The organism is Sulfurospirillum diekertiae, from assembly GCF_002309535.1.
Taxonomy (GTDB): Bacteria; Campylobacterota; Campylobacteria; order Campylobacterales; family Sulfurospirillaceae; genus Sulfurospirillum; species Sulfurospirillum diekertiae.
Genome location: NZ_CP023275.1, coordinates 2,535,147 through 2,551,851, shown reverse-complemented (window position 1 = coordinate 2,551,851; position 16,705 = coordinate 2,535,147). Strand labels below are relative to the sequence as shown.

Annotated in this window: 18 protein-coding genes and 1 riboswitch; of the genes, 16 read left to right on the top strand and 2 right to left on the bottom strand. The window is 42.6% G+C overall.

The genetic code is table 11. The features are described 5' to 3' along the window. Positions 1-55 precede the first annotated feature (55 nt). The 11 genes from SJPD1_RS13125 (at position 56) to SJPD1_RS14590 (ending at position 12,635) form a co-directional block, all read left to right on the top strand. On the top strand, positions 56-727 hold the full coding sequence (locus SJPD1_RS13125; protein ID WP_096047543.1) for a response regulator transcription factor: 672 nt from the start codon (positions 56-58) through the stop codon (positions 725-727). Further along, complete coding sequence (locus SJPD1_RS13120; RefSeq protein ID WP_096047542.1) at positions 720-2,006, top strand: ArsS family sensor histidine kinase; 1,287 nt, start codon at positions 720-722, stop codon at positions 2,004-2,006. Before SJPD1_RS13125 ends, SJPD1_RS13120 begins: the two co-directional genes overlap by 8 nt. 107 nt (positions 2,007-2,113) lie before the next feature. After that, positions 2,114-2,213: riboswitch (guanidine-I (ykkC/yxkD leader) on the top strand. Between the two features lie 46 nt (positions 2,214-2,259). Further along, positions 2,260-3,327, top strand: a complete 1,068-nt coding sequence (locus SJPD1_RS13115) for a putative urea ABC transporter substrate-binding protein (protein WP_096047541.1) — start codon at positions 2,260-2,262, stop codon at positions 3,325-3,327. A gap of 37 nt (positions 3,328-3,364) precedes the next feature. After that, on the top strand, positions 3,365-4,183 hold the full coding sequence (locus SJPD1_RS13110; protein ID WP_096047540.1) for an ABC transporter permease: 819 nt from the start codon (positions 3,365-3,367) through the stop codon (positions 4,181-4,183). Beyond that, positions 4,180-4,959, top strand: coding sequence for an ATP-binding cassette domain-containing protein (locus SJPD1_RS13105; protein WP_096047539.1), 780 nt, complete (start codon positions 4,180-4,182; stop codon positions 4,957-4,959). Before SJPD1_RS13110 ends, SJPD1_RS13105 begins: the two co-directional genes overlap by 4 nt. Next, positions 4,956-5,693 (top strand): urea amidolyase associated protein UAAP1, encoded by a 738-nt coding sequence (locus SJPD1_RS13100; RefSeq protein ID WP_096047538.1) that lies wholly within the window; start codon positions 4,956-4,958, stop codon positions 5,691-5,693. Before SJPD1_RS13105 ends, SJPD1_RS13100 begins: the two co-directional genes overlap by 4 nt. A gap of 9 nt (positions 5,694-5,702) precedes the next feature. Further along, positions 5,703-6,326, top strand: a complete 624-nt coding sequence (locus tag SJPD1_RS13095) for an urea amidolyase associated protein UAAP2 (RefSeq protein ID WP_096047537.1) — start codon at positions 5,703-5,705, stop codon at positions 6,324-6,326. A gap of 91 nt (positions 6,327-6,417) precedes the next feature. Further along, positions 6,418-10,026: an urea carboxylase gene (uca, locus tag SJPD1_RS13090; protein WP_096047536.1), complete on the top strand. Its 3,609-nt coding sequence runs from the start codon at positions 6,418-6,420 to the stop codon at positions 10,024-10,026. Between the two features lie 10 nt (positions 10,027-10,036). Next, a complete protein-coding gene (locus tag SJPD1_RS13085) occupies positions 10,037-10,918 on the top strand; it encodes a DMT family transporter (RefSeq protein ID WP_096047535.1) in 882 nt (293 codons plus the stop codon). Further along, positions 10,915-12,243 (top strand): allophanate hydrolase, encoded by a 1,329-nt coding sequence (gene atzF / locus SJPD1_RS13080; RefSeq protein ID WP_096047534.1) that lies wholly within the window; start codon positions 10,915-10,917, stop codon positions 12,241-12,243. The genes SJPD1_RS13085 and atzF overlap by 4 nt, the downstream gene beginning before the upstream one ends. After that, positions 12,240-12,635 carry an allophanate hydrolase-related protein gene (locus SJPD1_RS14590; protein WP_096047533.1) on the top strand — a complete coding sequence of 132 codons (396 nt, stop codon included), beginning with the start codon at positions 12,240-12,242 and terminating at the stop codon, positions 12,633-12,635. The genes atzF and SJPD1_RS14590 overlap by 4 nt, the downstream gene beginning before the upstream one ends. A gap of 45 nt (positions 12,636-12,680) precedes the next feature. On the opposite strand, the gene SJPD1_RS13070 is transcribed toward SJPD1_RS14590, so the two are convergent. Next, entirely contained in the window at positions 12,681-13,037 is a 357-nt protein-coding gene (locus SJPD1_RS13070; RefSeq protein ID WP_096047532.1) for a response regulator, read from the bottom strand. Between the two features lie 86 nt (positions 13,038-13,123). Here SJPD1_RS13070 and SJPD1_RS13065 point away from each other — a divergent pair, with 86 nt between their 5' ends. The 5 genes from SJPD1_RS13065 to SJPD1_RS13045 all read left to right on the top strand — a co-directional run bounded on the left by SJPD1_RS13065 (position 13,124) and on the right by SJPD1_RS13045 (position 16,246). Further along, on the top strand, positions 13,124-14,101 hold the full coding sequence (locus SJPD1_RS13065; protein WP_096047531.1) for a DNA adenine methylase: 978 nt from the start codon (positions 13,124-13,126) through the stop codon (positions 14,099-14,101). 47 nt (positions 14,102-14,148) lie between these two features. Beyond that, complete coding sequence (locus SJPD1_RS13060; RefSeq protein WP_096047530.1) at positions 14,149-14,364, top strand: hypothetical protein; 216 nt, start codon at positions 14,149-14,151, stop codon at positions 14,362-14,364. Between the two features lie 185 nt (positions 14,365-14,549). Further along, positions 14,550-15,638 carry a transglutaminase-like domain-containing protein gene (locus SJPD1_RS13055; protein WP_096047529.1) on the top strand — a complete coding sequence of 363 codons (1,089 nt, stop codon included), beginning with the start codon at positions 14,550-14,552 and terminating at the stop codon, positions 15,636-15,638. Between the two features lie 3 nt (positions 15,639-15,641). Next, the gene (locus SJPD1_RS13050) at positions 15,642-15,974 is read left to right on the top strand and encodes a mercuric transporter MerT family protein (protein WP_096047528.1); all 333 of its coding nucleotides are present in this window, start codon (positions 15,642-15,644) and stop codon (positions 15,972-15,974) included. Continuing rightward, entirely contained in the window at positions 15,971-16,246 is a 276-nt protein-coding gene (locus tag SJPD1_RS13045) for a heavy-metal-associated domain-containing protein (protein ID WP_096047527.1), read from the top strand. Before SJPD1_RS13050 ends, SJPD1_RS13045 begins: the two co-directional genes overlap by 4 nt. Before the next feature lie 14 nt (positions 16,247-16,260). On the opposite strand, the gene SJPD1_RS13040 is transcribed toward SJPD1_RS13045, so the two are convergent. Beyond that, on the bottom strand, positions 16,261-16,686 hold the full coding sequence (locus SJPD1_RS13040) for a DUF7683 domain-containing protein (protein WP_138070112.1): 426 nt from the start codon (positions 16,684-16,686) through the stop codon (positions 16,261-16,263). Between the last annotated feature and the right edge of the window lie 19 nt (positions 16,687-16,705).

Here is a 16,705-nt window from a genome sequence, read left to right as displayed (position 1 = left end):
GCAAGGCGTGGTTTTGTGTTACTTTTCATTTACTTTATCTTCGTTATAATCAAGCATGATTAAAATTTTAATGATTGAAGATGACGTTGAACTTGCACAACTGCTTCAAGAATCTCTTCTCAAGGAGGAGATTGAAACCATCCTTGCCTTTACTCCTTTAGATGGATTAACGGCACTTCAACACGATATCTTTGATGCACTTGTTCTTGACCTCTCTTTACCTCAAATTGATGGATTAGAGATTTGTCGCATTGTCCATGAAGCCATTCCCACACTCCCTATTATTATCTCTTCCGCAAGGTCTGACATGGGTGATAAAGTGATGGGTTTTGAGCGTGGGGCGGATGACTTTTTACCTAAACCGTATGATCCAAGAGAACTTGCTTACAGACTTCGTGCTATTTTACGAAGAGGCTCAACGCTGAGTGAATCCACGCATCACACCTTTAGTCTTGATGAAGAGAGGCACATCATCAAACGAGGGCAAAATGAGTTAAAACTCACTATGGCAGAGTATGACATTGTGGCTTATATGTTAAAAAAAGAGGGTTTTGTGATTTCAAGAGAAGAGATTTTACTCAATATCGGTTCGATCAAATACGAAAGTAGTTTGAAAAGCATCGATGTCATTATGGGTAGAATCCGTCAAAAAATTGGGGATGACCCTCGAAAACCTCGTTTTATTCTCTCTGTGCGAGGCGTTGGGTATAAATTTGTCAATGCGTAAACTATCAATCGTTACGCTTATCTCTGTATTTTTTGCACTGACCCTCATTGTCATAAACATTGCCTTTTTTATTGAATATAAACGCCAAATAAGTGACCAAGAATTTTTCACCTTTCGACGTTTTTTAGTCGCGATGAAAATGATGCATGATAATGTCCCAGATCGTAATGCAACGCTTGCAAAGCTAGGTATTCGTATGAGTGATCACGATAAAAATACTCTGCTTCAAGAAGGTGAAAAGATCTTAGAAGACGCTTTTGCCGATATGATGTTATACGAGAAAAAGCTCTACCTTGTTCCTAGAAAGCCTCCTCATCCGCCACCACCTAATGAGCCATTTATAAGAGAAGGAGCATTTCCTTTCCCTCCACCTCCTCCAAAGATGAGAAGAGAAGAGCCTCCTGTTTTAGAAAACATGGAAGAGACATCGTTTTACAGATTGATTATTTTAGGAAGCATTACCAATACTCTTTTACTTCTCTTTTTCGGGATTGTACTTCGAAAAGTATTGCGTCTGAGTCATCTGAAAAGTGCCATTCGCACCTTTGGCAATACGAAAAAATTTCAAGCGATTGATGTAGAGAGTCAAGATGAACTAGGTGAAATCGCATCAGAATTTAATCTAGCCATGGAGAAAATTCATCTCTTAAAAGAGGCGCGTACCCTTTTCTTACGCAATATCTTGCATGAGCTTAAAACGCCTATTATGAAGGGTAAGATTCTTTCAAGCTCTATCATTGATACCAAACAGCAATCTCAAATGGAGCGTATTTTTGAACGGTTGGAAACCCTTTTGGGAGAGATGGTAAAAGTCGAAAAACTCAGTTCAGATGAGTGGATTTTACAGACACAAGAGTACCGTTTGGTTGATGTTCTTGATCATGCCATGGATTTACTCCTTTTAGGGGATACCAAGCGGATTCATATCTCACCACAAGAGATGGCGCCTTTGGTCAATGTCGACTTTGAACTGTTTGCAACCGCCATTAAAAATATACTGGATAATGCTCTTAAACACTCAAGTGATGATGTTGGCGTCGATATTGATCAAGAGAGCATCAATATCTGGAGTTTTGGTGAAAAAATACCAAATGAAAGACTCGATTTTTCACGCGCGTTTAACCGAGCTGTTGAAGGCTCGAATAGTGGTTTAGGACTAGGACTTTACATCGCCAACGCTATTGTTGAAAAACATGGATTTCGCTTGAGCTATTTACATGTAGAGGGACAAAACTATTTTACGATTCATTTCTCACCCAATACGTTACATGTAAAATAGATTCAGATAATTGCCTATTTTTTAATCATTCAGGCTCTTCTTTTTTATGCGACTCTTCGTTATACTTACTTCAGAAAACATGTCATGAGGCTGTGAGGCCTCGCACACTAATAGGTAGCTAGGGTTCCGACAAAGCAATTTGTGTCTGGTCCGAGAGCTATCAACCTCTTGAGTAGAGGTTCACGGAGGGATAAAAGCCCGGGAGGTTTCTCAACCTCTTGGCGTGTTAATCTCATCTACTCAGGAGCCTCTTATGAACTCTTTCTTCTCACCCACCCTTAAGTTATTAGTTGCCGCAACGCTGGCTATGTCCATTGGTGCTTCTACTCTTGCAGCAGAAGTTAAAGATAAATTTCAAGTGGCTTGGACCATTTACGTTGGCTGGATGCCTTGGGATTATGCTGAGCAATCTGGCATTATTGACAAATGGGCTAAAAAATACGGTATTGAGATCAAGATGGTGCAAGTCAATGACTATGTCGAATCCATCAATCAATACACCGCAGGTAAATTTGATGGCTGTGTAATGACCAATATGGATGCCTTGACTATCCCAGCAGCGGGTGGTGTGGATTCTACCGCGGTTATTATTGGTGACTTCTCCAATGGAAACGATGGTATTATCCTCAAAGATAAGAAAAAACTCTCCGATATCAAAGGTCAAAATGTCAATTTAGTGGAACTCTCTGTCTCTCACTATCTTTTAGCACGTGGACTTGAATCAGTGGGGATGAGCGAAAAAGATGTGAAAGTGGTCAACACCTCTGATGCCGATATCGTGGCTGCCTTTTCTTCCAAAGATGTTACCTCTTTAGTCACATGGAATCCACAACTCAGCGAAATCAAAGCGATGAAAGGTGCAACCTTGGCTTTTGATTCCAGTAAAATCCCCGGCGAAATTATCGATATGCTCGTGTTAAACACCAAAACAATGCAAGACAATCCAAAACTTGCAAAAGCACTTACCGGTGCATGGTATGAAGTGATGGCACAAATGAAAAAAGGTGATGCTCAAGCCATTAGCATGATGGCAAAAGCTTCTGGAACGGATGTCGCGGGCTTTAACAGCCAACTTAAAACCACCAAAATGTTTTACGATGCGAAAGATGCTTTAGCCTTTTCAACCAGTGCGGCACTGCCTGCAACAATGCAAAAAGTCAGTGAGTTTTCCTTTGAGCATGGCATTTTAGGTGATGGCGCTAAAGATGCAACGTTTGTCGGTATGTCCTTTCCAAATGGAAAAGCGTATGGCAGTGCAAGCAATATCAAACTTCGTTTTAGCGATGAATATATGAAATTAGCGAGTGAAGGTAAACTGTAAGGGTTTTGTTAAAACTCTCGATCAAAGAGGATGAACTATGCGACTGATTAACCAAAAGCCTTCCCATTCCAAAGCTCTTGTGCTAGGACTGATGCCTTTTTTACTGATCGTGTTGATGTATGTTTTTGCATCGAATGCAAGGCTACAGGAAAATGAAGATGATAAACTCTTACCTTCTTTTTCGCATATGGTTGACACGATGGAAAAATCGGCCTTAACTCCTAGCAAGCGCTCAGGAGAGGTTATTTTTATCAATGATACGCTCTCCTCGCTCAAACGTTTAGGCATTGGCGTGGTAATTAGCGCTCTTTTGGGGCTTATCATTAGCATTCCTCTAGGGCTTATTCCGTTGGTCAGGGCGGGTTTTTCACCGTTTATCGCCGCTTTTTCAATGGTACCACCGATTGCCATTTTGCCTATCCTTTTTATTATATTTGGGATGGGGGAAGTGGCAAAAGTGGCACTCATTGTTATCGGTGTCACGCCGCTGATTGTGCGCGATTTGCAACACCGTGTGGAGGAGTTTTCCAAAGAGCAGCTCATTAAAGCGCAAACGTTGGGCGCTTCAACATGGACGCTTGTGATTCGTATTATTCTTCCTCAAATGTTTCCGCGTCTTTTAGATTCGGTGCGATTGACTTTGGGAACCGCATGGATATTTTTGATCTCCTCCGAAGCGATTGCTGCAACGGAGGGGCTTGGGTATCGCATCTTTTTGGTGCGACGTTATTTGGCGATGGATATGATTTTACCCTATGTTATTTGGATTACGTTGTTGGCTTTTTTAGCAGATTTTCTACTCAAAAAGTTTACATGTAAACTTTTTCCATGGTACGAAAACAAGGACAAAGCATGAGTTTAATCACCATTAAAAACCTGTGGAAACGCTATGGTGAAACGGTTGTGTTGGAAAACCTCTCCTTAAACATTGAAGCGGGAGAATTTTGCACACTGGTTGGTCCTTCAGGCTGTGGCAAGAGTACGTTTTTAAAAATGCTTTTAGGGGAAGAGAGTCCGACAAAAGGTCTGTTTTTATTTGAAGGCAAACCATTTCCTGCCGAGCCAAGTGCCGAGCGAGGCATCGTTTTTCAGCGTTATTCGCTCTTTTCACACCTCAGTGTGTTAGAAAATGTGATGCTTGGCATCGAGTTAGGCGAGTCACCTTTTCTAGGAAAACTGTTTGGGAAAGCGAAACAAAGAGCCAAAGAAGAGGCGATAGCGATGCTTGAAGCGGTAGGCTTGGGCGATGTGTTGCATCAGTATCCTGATTCACTCTCAGGGGGGATGCAACAACGTCTTTCCATTGCGCAATCATTGGTGAAAAAACCAAAACTGTTACTGCTCGATGAGCCGTTTGGTGCACTTGATCCGGGTATTCGTGCCGACATGCACGCACTTATTTTGGATTTATGGAAAAAAAATAATTTAACGGTCGTGATGGTCACACATGATCTTCACGAAGGATTTTACCTAGGAACAAGGCTTCTGGTGTTCGACAAAGTACGCCTTGACCCACAAGCACCGAATGCCTTTGGTGCGAAAATAACCTATGATATTCCCCTTCACGATAAAAAGGAGAAGGAGAGTGTGTTTAAAAAAATTAATCAAACGATAACGAGGGAAGCATTATGATAAGCAAACATCTCAATCTTAAGCCAGAGAGCATTGTGCTGGATGAAGTATTGCCCGGTGGTGGCAAATGGTCTAAAATCATTAAGCGAGGTCAAAAAGTACGCATTAGCACAGAAGACGGCAAAGGGGCTGTCAGTGCTCTTTTTTACAATGCCGATAACACCGCCGAGCGTTATAACTTCGCCGATACGGTTAAAATTCAATGGAACGCATTTTTAGGAAAGGGCAAAGTTCTGTTTTCAGAACTTGGACATATTCTCTTTTCCATTACCGAAGATACGACCAACGGACTGATGGATACAGTAGCAGGCATGAGCAATCCACGCCTTGTCAAAGCAAATTTTGGCGAAGGGACGTTTAATGATATTCGCAACCGCTACTACAAAAGTGACCGTGAAAATTTCTTGGTAGAGCTTGGAAAATACGGTATGGGAAAACGAGACATCGTTGCGTGTCTGAATCTGTTTCGTAAAGTCGATGTGAAAGAGGGGAGCAAACTTTCTCTCTCACCGTTGCGCCCAGAGCCGTGTAGTTATATTGAACTTAGAGCAGAGATGAATGTGCTTTTAGTGCTCTCCAACACACCGCATGTGATGGAAAAAGGAGTCTATAACCCCAGTGATGTGCAAATCACGATTTATCAAGGTGCTCCTTTGAGTGAAGATGATTTTTGTATGAATTTTAGTCCCGAAGCCAAACGTGGTTTTGAGAACAATGCCCGCTATTTTGCGTAAGGAGATGTGATGAAAAGAGAAATTCAAACCGCCATTTACAACGAACACGTGCCCTCAGGTATTCCTTGGTCAAAAGTAATTTATAAAGGGCAAACTTTGCGCATAGTGGATTTGGAAGGATGTCAAGCGGTCGATACCCTATTTTACAACGCGAACGATCATGAAGAGCGTTACAGTGCATCCGATACGATACGAGAGCAAGGCAGTATCTTTATCACCACAGGAACAAAACTGATCTCCAGTGATGATAATGTGCTGATGGAAGTGGTGGCAGATACCTGTGGCAATCATGATACCCTTGGTGGTCATTGCAGTGCTGAGAGCAATACCGTCCGCTTTGGGCATGATAAAAAGTACATGCACAGTTGTCGTGATAACTTTTTGTTTGAAGTCGGTGAGTTGGAGATGAATCCTCGTGATCTGACCAATAACATTAACTTTTTTATGAACGTCCCTGTGGAAGAAAATGGTCACTTAGCGATTGTGGATGGTATCTCCAAACCGGGTGATTATGTAGAGATGACAGCGGTGATGGATACGTTAGTCTTGGTTTCCAACTGCCCGCAACTCAACAATCCCTGCAATGGATTTAATCCAACACCGATTCAGATGATCGTCTGGGATAAAGAGTAATCGCATAGAAGAGCGTATCTTCTTCTTTGCTAGGACGGCCTAGAAAAGAGATGAACTTGGGACGACCCAAAACCATCATACAGGATGAGAAATGTTTTCAAAAATACTGATCGCCAACCGAGGCGAAATTGCGTGTCGTATCATACGCACGCTCAAAAAGATGGGCATTGCTTCTGTTGCCCTGTACACCAAAGCCGATGAAGATTCTTTACATGTAAGCTTAGCCGATGAGGCGTATTGTATTGGTGAAGGCTTAGCCAGCGAGAGTTACCTTAACACCCAAAAAATTTTTGATGTGGTTTGTAAAAGTGGCGCGGAGGCAATTCATCCGGGGTATGGATTTTTAAGTGAAAATGCCGCGTTTGCCAAAGCGTGTGAAGAAAAGGGCATTGTGTTTATTGGTCCGCGGGCTGAACATATGGAAGCTTTTGGACTGAAACATACTGCACGTTCTCTTGCAGAAGCTAACAATGTTCCTCTTCTTCCCGGCTCTTCACTGCTTTTTGATTTGGCAGAAGCGATCACAGAAGCCAAACGTATTGGGTATCCTGTAATGCTCAAAAGTACCGCAGGCGGTGGCGGCATCGGGATGCAGTTGTGTTATGACGAACAAGCCCTTTGTGATGCGTATGCTTCGGTCAAACGCCTCAGTGAAAACAACTTCTCCAATGGCGGAATGTTCTTAGAAAAATACGTTGAACATGCGCGTCATATCGAAGTGCAAGTCTTTGGTGATGGCAAAGGCTACGTGGCAACGCTTGGGGAGCGAGACTGTTCGGTGCAACGCCGTAATCAAAAAGTCATCGAAGAAACGCCCGCTCCTTTTTTACATGTAAAGACACGCGAAGCGCTTTTGAGTGCAGCGCGTGCTTTGTGTGAGTCGGTCAAGTACCTCTCCGCTGGGACGGTTGAATTTGTCTACGATACGCAAAGTGAACAGTTTTACTTCCTAGAGGTTAACACCCGTTTGCAAGTCGAACACGGTGTCACCGAAGAGGTCAGCGGCATCGACTTGGTGCAGTGGATGGTGAATCAAGCCTACGGGCATAATCCCGAATTGTACGACTATACGCATGCACCAAAAGGGCACTCTATTCAGGTGCGCGTGTATGCCGAAGATCCGATGAAAAATTTTCAACCCAGCTCCGGTGTGCTCACCCATGTGCATTTTGCCCCCAGCATTCGCGTGGATAGTTTTATTGAAACGGGTTTGAATGTTTCATCCTTTTACGACCCGATGATTGCAAAGCTGATTGTGAAAGAAAATACGCGCGAAGAGGCGTTAGTCAAAATGGCGCAGGCAATTCAAGAGACACGCATTGATGGGATTGAAACCAATATAGACTACCTTGGTGCGATTGTCGAAGGTGAGGTTTTTCAAGCAGGGAAGCAAACCACTAAGTTTTTGAATCACTTTCGTTTTGCGCCTCAGAGTATTGATGTATTACGTCCGGGAACCCATACAACGATACAAGATTATCCGGGAAGAATCGGATATTGGGACATTGGCGTGCCGCCCAGTGGTCCATTTGATAATCTCAGTTTTCGCTATGCCAATGCCCTTGTGGGCAATAGTGAAGATGCCGCAGGATTTGAGATTGCCATTGCGGGGCCTACGCTTCGGTTTAATTACGAAGGGGTGATTGCGTTGTGTGGTGCGGTGATTGATGCTTTTTTAGATGGCATTAAAGTGGGGATGAACCAAGCGTTACATGTAAAAGCTGGGAGTGTTTTAAAACTTAAAAAAGTGCACACTAAAGGCTTTCGAACCTACCTTGCCGTTCGAGGGGGCATTGATGTACCTTTGTATCTTGGCAGCCGTTCTACCTTTTCACTTGGTCTTTTTGGAGGGCATGCGGGAAGAGCTTTGCTTGCAGGAGACGTTTTGCATGTCGATGCAATGGTTGCCAAGGATGCCCATTTTGAAGCCATGACACCTTATAGAGCGTTTGGAAATGAGTGGCGCATTGGGGTGTTGTATGGACCGCATGGCGCACCTGATTTTTTTACGGATGAAGATATCAAAGCCTTTTTCGAAGCATGTTGGGAAGTGCATTATAACTCCAATCGCACGGGAGTGAGACTCATAGGCCCTAAACCTTCATGGGCGCGCAGTGATGGGGGAGAAGCAGGGTTGCATCCGTCTAATATTCACGATACCGCCTATGCCATAGGTGCAGTGGATTTTACGGGTGATATGCCCGTCATTTTAGGGCCTGATGGACCAAGTTTAGGCGGTTTTGTCTGTCCTGTGACGATTGTGAGTGCAGAGCTTTGGAAGATAGGACAGTTGCGCGCGAGAGACACCATCACGTTTGTGCCTATCTGCCATGATGAAGCGATGCAAATGCTTCGGTTGCAAGAGGAGGCGATAGCCTCTCTTTCCACATACGATGAACGCTCAATGCTCCACGAAAAAGAAATAGGCTCGCCTATTTTGTATCACGATGAGAGTAGTGTGCTTTTACCGAGCGTGACCTTTCGCCAATCAGGAGATAGTAACTTACTGATCGAATACGGTGAAATGCAACTCGATATTAGCTTGCGTTTTCGTATACATGTGCTGATGCAAGCCGTTATGGATGCCAATATTAAGGGTGTGATTGAATTAACCCCGGGGATTCGTTCCTTGCAAATTCATTTTAATCCACGGCTGTGCAACCGTGAGGCATTGATGCAAACGGTACAACGCTTAGAGCTCTCTTTACCGTCGATTGAAGATATTGAAGTGCCTGCGCGCATTGTGCATTTACCGCTTTCATGGGATGATGAACAAACACGCATTGCGATTGATAAGTATATGAAAATCGTTCGACCTGACGCTCCGTGGTGTCCGAGCAATATAGAATTTATCCGTCGTATCAACGGTTTAGAGAGCATTGATGAGGTGAAGCGCATTTTGTTTGAAGCGAGCTATTTGGTTATGGGGCTGGGCGATGTTTATCTGGGCGCTCCTGTGGCGACACCGCTTGATCCAAGGCACCGCTTGGTCACGACTAAATACAATCCCGCCCGAACATGGACACCTGAAAATGCGGTGGGCATTGGTGGGGCATACATGTGCGTGTACGGCATGGAAGGGCCGGGAGGTTATCAGTTTGTAGGGCGCACGGTTCAAATGTGGAATCGCCACCGTCAAACCGAAGATTTTACAGAAGGCAAACCTTGGTTATTGCGCTTTTTTGACCAAATCCGTTTTTACGAAGTGAGTGCGGAAGAGTTACTGCGTTTGCGTGAGGATTTCCCACGAGGACGCGCTAAGCTGCGCATTGAAGAGACGACGTTTAGCCTTAAAAAATACCAAGCATTTTTAGAAGAAAATGAGAGCACGATTAAAGCTTTTAAAGCCACGCAACAAAACGCATTTGAAGAAGAACGCACCATGTGGGAGCGCACGGGTCTTGCCAATTTTACCTCACAAAGCGCACACGAAGAGCACCACGATGAGAGTGCTTCTGTGGTGATTGATGACGATAAAGAAGCCGTTGAAGCTCCAATTCAAGGCAATCTATGGAAGATTTTAGCCAAAGTGGGCGATCACGTCAAAGAGGGTGAAGCTTTAGCCATCGTCGAGTCGATGAAGATGGAAGTCGAAATCGAATCGCCAGAAGATGGCGTGATTGTCGACATTTTGTGCGAAGAGGGTGAGAGTATTTATGCAGGCAAACAACTTTTCATTTTAGAGCCTTTAAAAGGGTAAGGGAAAATCTATGAAAGGCTACCTTCCCGTCATCATTTTACTTGGGGCTTCTATTTTATGGGGACTATCATGGCTTCCCTTAAAAGCCATCAATGCGATGGGGATACAGGGTATTGCTTTGAGTTTTGGAGCTTATGGCATCATTGCTATGGTCATGAGTCCGCAGCTTTGGAAGCAAAGAGCTTTAGGGTGGAAACATCGAAACGTGATGTTTTGGATTGCCTTATTCGGTGGAGGGGCAAACCTGACGTTTACTTATGCCCTCATTAATGGTGAAGTGATTCGGGTGATGGTACTTTTTTATCTTTTACCGGTATGGGGCGTTTTGGGAGGATACTTTTTTTTAAAAGAGCGCATTGATAGGTGGCGTTGGGTTGGTGTTACTGCCGCAATTTTGGGAGCTTTTTTAATTTTAGGGGGCTTTAAAATCTTTGAGACACCGCCTTCATGGATAGATGCGTTGGCACTTCTTTCAGGACTTTTATTCGCGCTTAACAACCTGCTTTTTCGTTTTGCGCAAAGCGTGCCTATTGCTTCAAAAATAGGGGCGATGTTTTACGGTTGTTTTGCGTTAGCAGCTCTTTTACTCTTAGGACATATTGAGCCTTTTTTTGTAAATGTTGGGATGAATGCGTGGGGAGCATTAGGAGCGTATGCGCTGATTTGGTTACTTCTCGCCAATATCGGTTCACAATGGGGCGTGACCCACATGGAAGCAGGGCGTTCGTCTATTATTATCATTATGGAGCTGATTACTGCAGCCATTTCGGCAACCATCATTGCAGGTGAAACGATGGATTTGAGAGAATATATCGGTGGATTTTTAATCCTCAGTGCAGCCTTAATAGAGGCACTGCGCACGCAAGAAGATGAGACAAAGGAGAGAGCATGACACTTTTACATGTAAAGCAAAATTACGCTCAAAATACGTGTACACCACGAGAATTGGTGCAGCAGATTAAAGAGCGCATCGCACACTTTTCAGACAATCCTATCTGGTTGCATGTGTTAAGCGATACGGAGTTAGAGCCTTATTTAACAAAACTTGAACAAGCTTCGATGGAAGCATTACCGCTTTATGGTGTACCCTTTGCCATAAAAGACAACATTGACTTAGCGGGCATTCCTACCACTGCGGCGTGTCCTGATTTTACCTATGTGCCAGAGCGATCTGCTTTTGTGGTCGAAAAACTGATTGAAGCGGGCGCGATTCCCATCGGCAAAACCAATCTTGATCAATTTGCCACAGGACTTGTGGGTACGCGTTCACCTTATGGGGCGTGTCAAAACAGCATTGATTCTGCGTATATTTCAGGCGGTTCTAGTTCCGGCAGTGCGGTGAGTGTTGCGCTTGATATGGTCGTTTTTTCTTTAGGAACCGATACAGCAGGTTCGGGCAGAGTGCCTGCGGCGTTTAATAATCTCTGTGGTTTTAAAGCCAGCAAAGGGGTCGTGAGTACCTCTGGTGTAGTACCCGCGTGTCGCAGTTTGGACTGTGTCTCGTTGTTTTGTAAAGAGGCAAGCGATGTGTCTACTATCTTCGAGATTATGGCGTCGTTTGATGAAAAAGATGTCTATGCTAGAGCGTTACCGCCTCAAAAGCGTGCGATACCTTTAAACTTTACCTTTGGTGTTCCCAAGGTGGGCGATCTTCAATTTTTTGGCGATACAGAGGCAAAAGTGCTGTTTGAGAAGAGTATAGAGCGTTTGATTGGCTTAGGTGGAGTGCCTAAGGAAATTGACTTTACCCCATTTTTAGAAGCGGCCAATCTCCTGTACAGTGGACCTTGGGTTGCTGAGCGCTATGTTGCGACTCAAACACTGCTTCACACATCGCCTAAGAGCTTTTTAGAGGTAACCCGTGCCATTATTGCTCAAGGTGAGGCAAAAAAAGCGAGTGAGTATTTTGAAGCAGAGTATCAACTCAAGGCTTACCGCAGAGCGGCGGAGAAAATTTTGGCCGAAGTGGACTTTTGTGTAACACCGACCACAGGAACGATTTATACCATCGAAGCCGTTCAAGCTGACCCGATAACGCTCAATAGCAATTTGGGCTATTACACCAATTTTATGAACCTTCTCGATCTTGCAGCGTATGCTTTGCCAGCAGGAGAACGCAGCAATCATCTGCCTTTTGGCATTACGATTTTTGCCGATCATTTTAACGACGAAGCGTTACTGGAGATGGGTGAACGCTATATGAAGGAGTCCATATGAAAAAAACCATTCAAATTGCCGTATGTGGCGCACATATGCAAGGTCTGCCACTCAATCATCAACTGCTTAGCCTAGACGCCGTGTTTGTCAAAGCATGCAAAACGCTTGCGGGGTATCGTCTCTTTGATGTTCCCGAAAAAGTACCACCCCGACCAGGAATGCTCAAAGACAGCACGAGCTCATACGCGCTAGAGCTGGAAGTGTGGGAAATGCCACTGGAGAATTTTGGAGCATTTATGGTGCAGATCGCTTCTCCTTTGTGCATTGGTACGGTTGTGTTAGAAGATGGAAGCAGTGTGTATGGCTTTTTATGTGAAGCGGATGCACTGAAAGGCGCGAAAGAAATCAGTCAATATGGGGGATGGCGAAACTATCTTACATGTAAAGATTAAGAGCGGTCTTTCTCTTTTGCTCACGTGAGCAAAAGAGAAAGAATTTTAGACGATCTCTTTCAGTTTTTCACGAAGAACATTAGCCGTAAAAGGTTTGACAATATAATTATTAACGCCCTCTTTTATGGCGGTAATCACTTCACGTTTGCCACCTTCGGTTGTGACCATAATGATGGGAGTGTATTTATACTCTTCCATGGCTCTAAGGTTGCGTACAAGCTCTAAGCCGTTCATTTTAGGCATATTCCAGTCAGTCATGATGGCATCAAATTTTTGATTTTTGATTTTTTTAAGCGCATCCAGTCCGTCTTCTGCTTCTGTTGTACTGTACCCGATACTGCCTAAGGTGTTGCACAAAATTCTGCGCATTGTTGAGCTATCATCAACCACTAAAAAATGCATGTTTTATCCTTTGAAAAATTCTTACGTATCCCTAAGCAAAAAGTGTTCTACTTTTGCTATGATATGGAAAATTTTGAGGAAAAGAGATGAACTATATTGGTTCAAAAGCAAAGCTTCTTCCTTTCATTCATGCCACCATAGAAGCTTTTGTGGGGCATGATCTCTCTTCCACAGTCTTTTGTGATCTTTTTGCGGGTAGCGGCATCGTTGGGCACTCATTTGCGCAAAAAGGGTGCACGATTTTGAGCAACGATCTTGAATACTACAGCTATGTCCTCAATCAGGCGCTTTTGCAAACAGGCGTGCTTGATGATGTCTCTAACATCATGGCATCGCTGAATGAATTACCTCTTAAAGAGGGGCTAATTTATGACTATTATTGTCACGGTAGCGGAAGCGGTAGAAACTATTTTAGTGATGAAAATGGCAAAAAAATAGATGCCTTGCGCCAAGGGATTGAAGCGTATAAAAAAGATGAAAAACACTACTTTTTTCTGTTAGCATCCTTGTTGCTCAGTGCCGATAAAGTTGCCAATACGGCTTCCGTGTACAGCGCTTTTTTAAAGCATTTAAAGCCTTTAGCTCAAATTTCATTATCGTTTGAACCATTGGAGTATCAGCCAACGTATAAGCCTCATCAGATTTTTTGCGAAGATGCCAATGTGCTCATCTCAAAACTAAAGGGCGATATTCTCTATCTGGATCCCCCGTATAATCGTCGTCAATATGGCGCAAATTATCATATTTTAAATACCATTGCACATTATGATCCGTTTCATCCTAAAGGTAAAACCGGTGTCAGGAGTTATGAAAGCTCATCGTATTGTAAGCCTATAACGGCTTTGAGTGCATTGGAAAAATTGATTCAAGAGGCACAGTTTACGTATATTTTTTTGAGTTATAATGATGAGGGATTAATCGCTTGTGAAGAGATTGCTTCCATGATGAAAAAATATGGAAAATATAATAATGTAAAAATACCACATCAACGTTTTAAGTCTTATCAAAATAGGCTCAAAAAACGCCTAAACTACGAGTATTTACACATTTTGGAAAAAATTTAGATTTTACATTGTACAATAGCGCTTTTATTTCTAAGAAAGGAGAAAACATGTTGAAACGTTTAACACTAGTTATGGCTATGGTTGCATTTTTATCATCATCAGTATTTGCTCAAAGCTATCTTTCGTCAGAAGATGCAGCACCAACAAAAACAAAAACTGTAAAAGCAAAAACTGCTAAAAAAGCAACGGCTTCTAAAAAAAGTACCCCTAAACATCACGTAGCTTCTAAGAAGAGCAAAAAAAAATCATCTAAAGTTGCGTAAGGCTTAAGTAAGTTCTGATAATATTTAATTATCAGAACTTCTAAGTTTATTTTTAAGCTAATCCACTGTAAAATCCCTCCAATGCACAACGTCTAAGGTTTAGACAAACATAATCGTATTAACTCCATTTCTAACTACTTTTATGTTTTCTCCTCTTTGTGCCATTTTACATGTAAGGATTTACAATGCAAAGAAGAGCCTTTATCAAAGGATGTGTTGCACTTGGTGCAAGTAGTGTTATTTTACCTCACGTTTCTGTTTTAGAAGCGAGTGAACCAAAATCAAAAACACGTATTTTTTTCGTCACAAACAGTTACAATCTCAAACACGAAAATAAAAATGGTTTGACGAAACTTTGGGTTCCACTTCCACAAGAGACAAGTTATCAAAAAGTGAGCGATTTTAAATTTAACTCCAATGCCACCAATGCGTATGTGACCGACAAAAACAGTTACAAAGCCCGAACGCTTTACGCTGAGTGGAAAGAGGGCGGCGAGAAAGTTTTAGAAGTAACATACACCGTTACCACGTCGGAGCGTAACGGCGATCTTTCCAAAGCAACCGCCTCAATGAAATACCCAAAAGACGTTGCACACTACCTCAAACCAACGGCGCACATTCCAACGAGTGGTAAAGTCAAAGAGTTAGCCCTTAAAATCACAGCTACTTCTAAAACACCGCTTGAAAAAGCCAAAGCAATTTACCTTTGGGTGACGGAAAATATGTACCGCGACAACGCTGTCATCGGTTGTGGTTTAGGAGATGCGGGCAAAGCCATCGAAAATAACATCATGGGCGGCAAATGTACGGACATCAGCTCTGTTTTTGTCGCGCTTATGAGAAGTGTGGGCGTGCCGGCTCGTGAAGTGTTTGGTATTCGTTTAGGCAGTTCGCGTTACTCCAAAGCATGCGGAAGCAGCGATGAAAAAGGGTTGGCGAAAATTACGGGAGCAGAGCATTGTAGAAGTGAATTTTACATTGATGGCGCAGGCTGGGTTCCATGCGATCCTGCCGATGTGGCTAAAGTCATTTTAACCGAAAAAATGACGCTAAATGATCCGCTCATTAAAGAAGTGCGCGATTACTTCTTTGGCAACTGGGAAATGAACTGGATGGGTTACAACCACGGAAGAGATTTCGTACTTGCTCCAACACCGACGCAAAAACCGATCAATATGTTTGGTTACCCGTACGCCGAAGTCGAAGATGAAGTCTTAGACTACTACGCTCCTGCATCGTTTGCATATAGCTTTAATTCACAAGAAAAACTCTAAACGATGAAAAAAGAGATTCTAGGTGTACTCACAGCGCTGCTCTCAGCCCTTGCCGCCACGGCATGTTGTCTGCCACCTTTGCTGTTTTTACTCTTTGGAATCTCGTTTGGATTTCTAAGTTTCTTAGAAGTCCTCACCCCGTTTCGCATACCGCTCTCTCTTTTATCGCTCTTTGTTTTGTGGCTTTCATGGCGTAGTTACGCTCATCACACCTTTACATGTAATCCTCAAAAGCGAAAACGCTATTTATGGTTTTACTCCATCATTTTAGGGATAATTCTAGTGATTTTACTCTATCCCGAAGTGGCGAATCTTTTCATAGGAAATGACGAATGAAAAAATGGTTAATTTTGCTTTTACCGTTAATGCTCTTTGCCAAAGAAGAAGTGGTCATCAAAGTCGCTGAAATGCACTGTCCTTTGTGTACTACCGCCGTGAAAAAAGCACTCAAAAGCGTTGAGGGTGTGGAAAATGCCAAAGTGACGCTAGAGACAAAATTGGCGCGAGTCGTTGCGAAAGATGGCATTGAGGATAAAGTTTATTTAGAAGCGGTGAAAACGACAGGGTATAAGGGCGTGATGGTGTCTCGTAAGCATTTGAAAGAGTAATTTATTCAAAGTAGTTATATATTATTGTTCTTTGTTAAAGCACTTTTATATTCTTGAGATAGAAAACAATCATAATGTTCGATATCCACATCCATTCCAAATTTTAAATATATTTTTTCTTTTACTTTCTCTGTAATAGGATAGCTTCCCGCTAAATATTCATCATTCACACTAATACCTATATGTTTTTCATCATTATAAACTTCCATCAAAATATTTTTTACGTCTTTAATCGTACATAGAGAAATTAATTCATTTTTTATAAATGTATCGTTTTCTTTATCATAATACTCTATAACAAATACCATATTATGTATCATTGTTCTATCTTTATTTCCTTTACATGTAAATACTTTCCAAGAAATCCTATCAAAAAAACCATTTAAACAACCTCTCTTATCTCCGTATCCACATTCACATGCTAAACTTTCATAAGCCAAAATTCTGGTTAAAATTTTT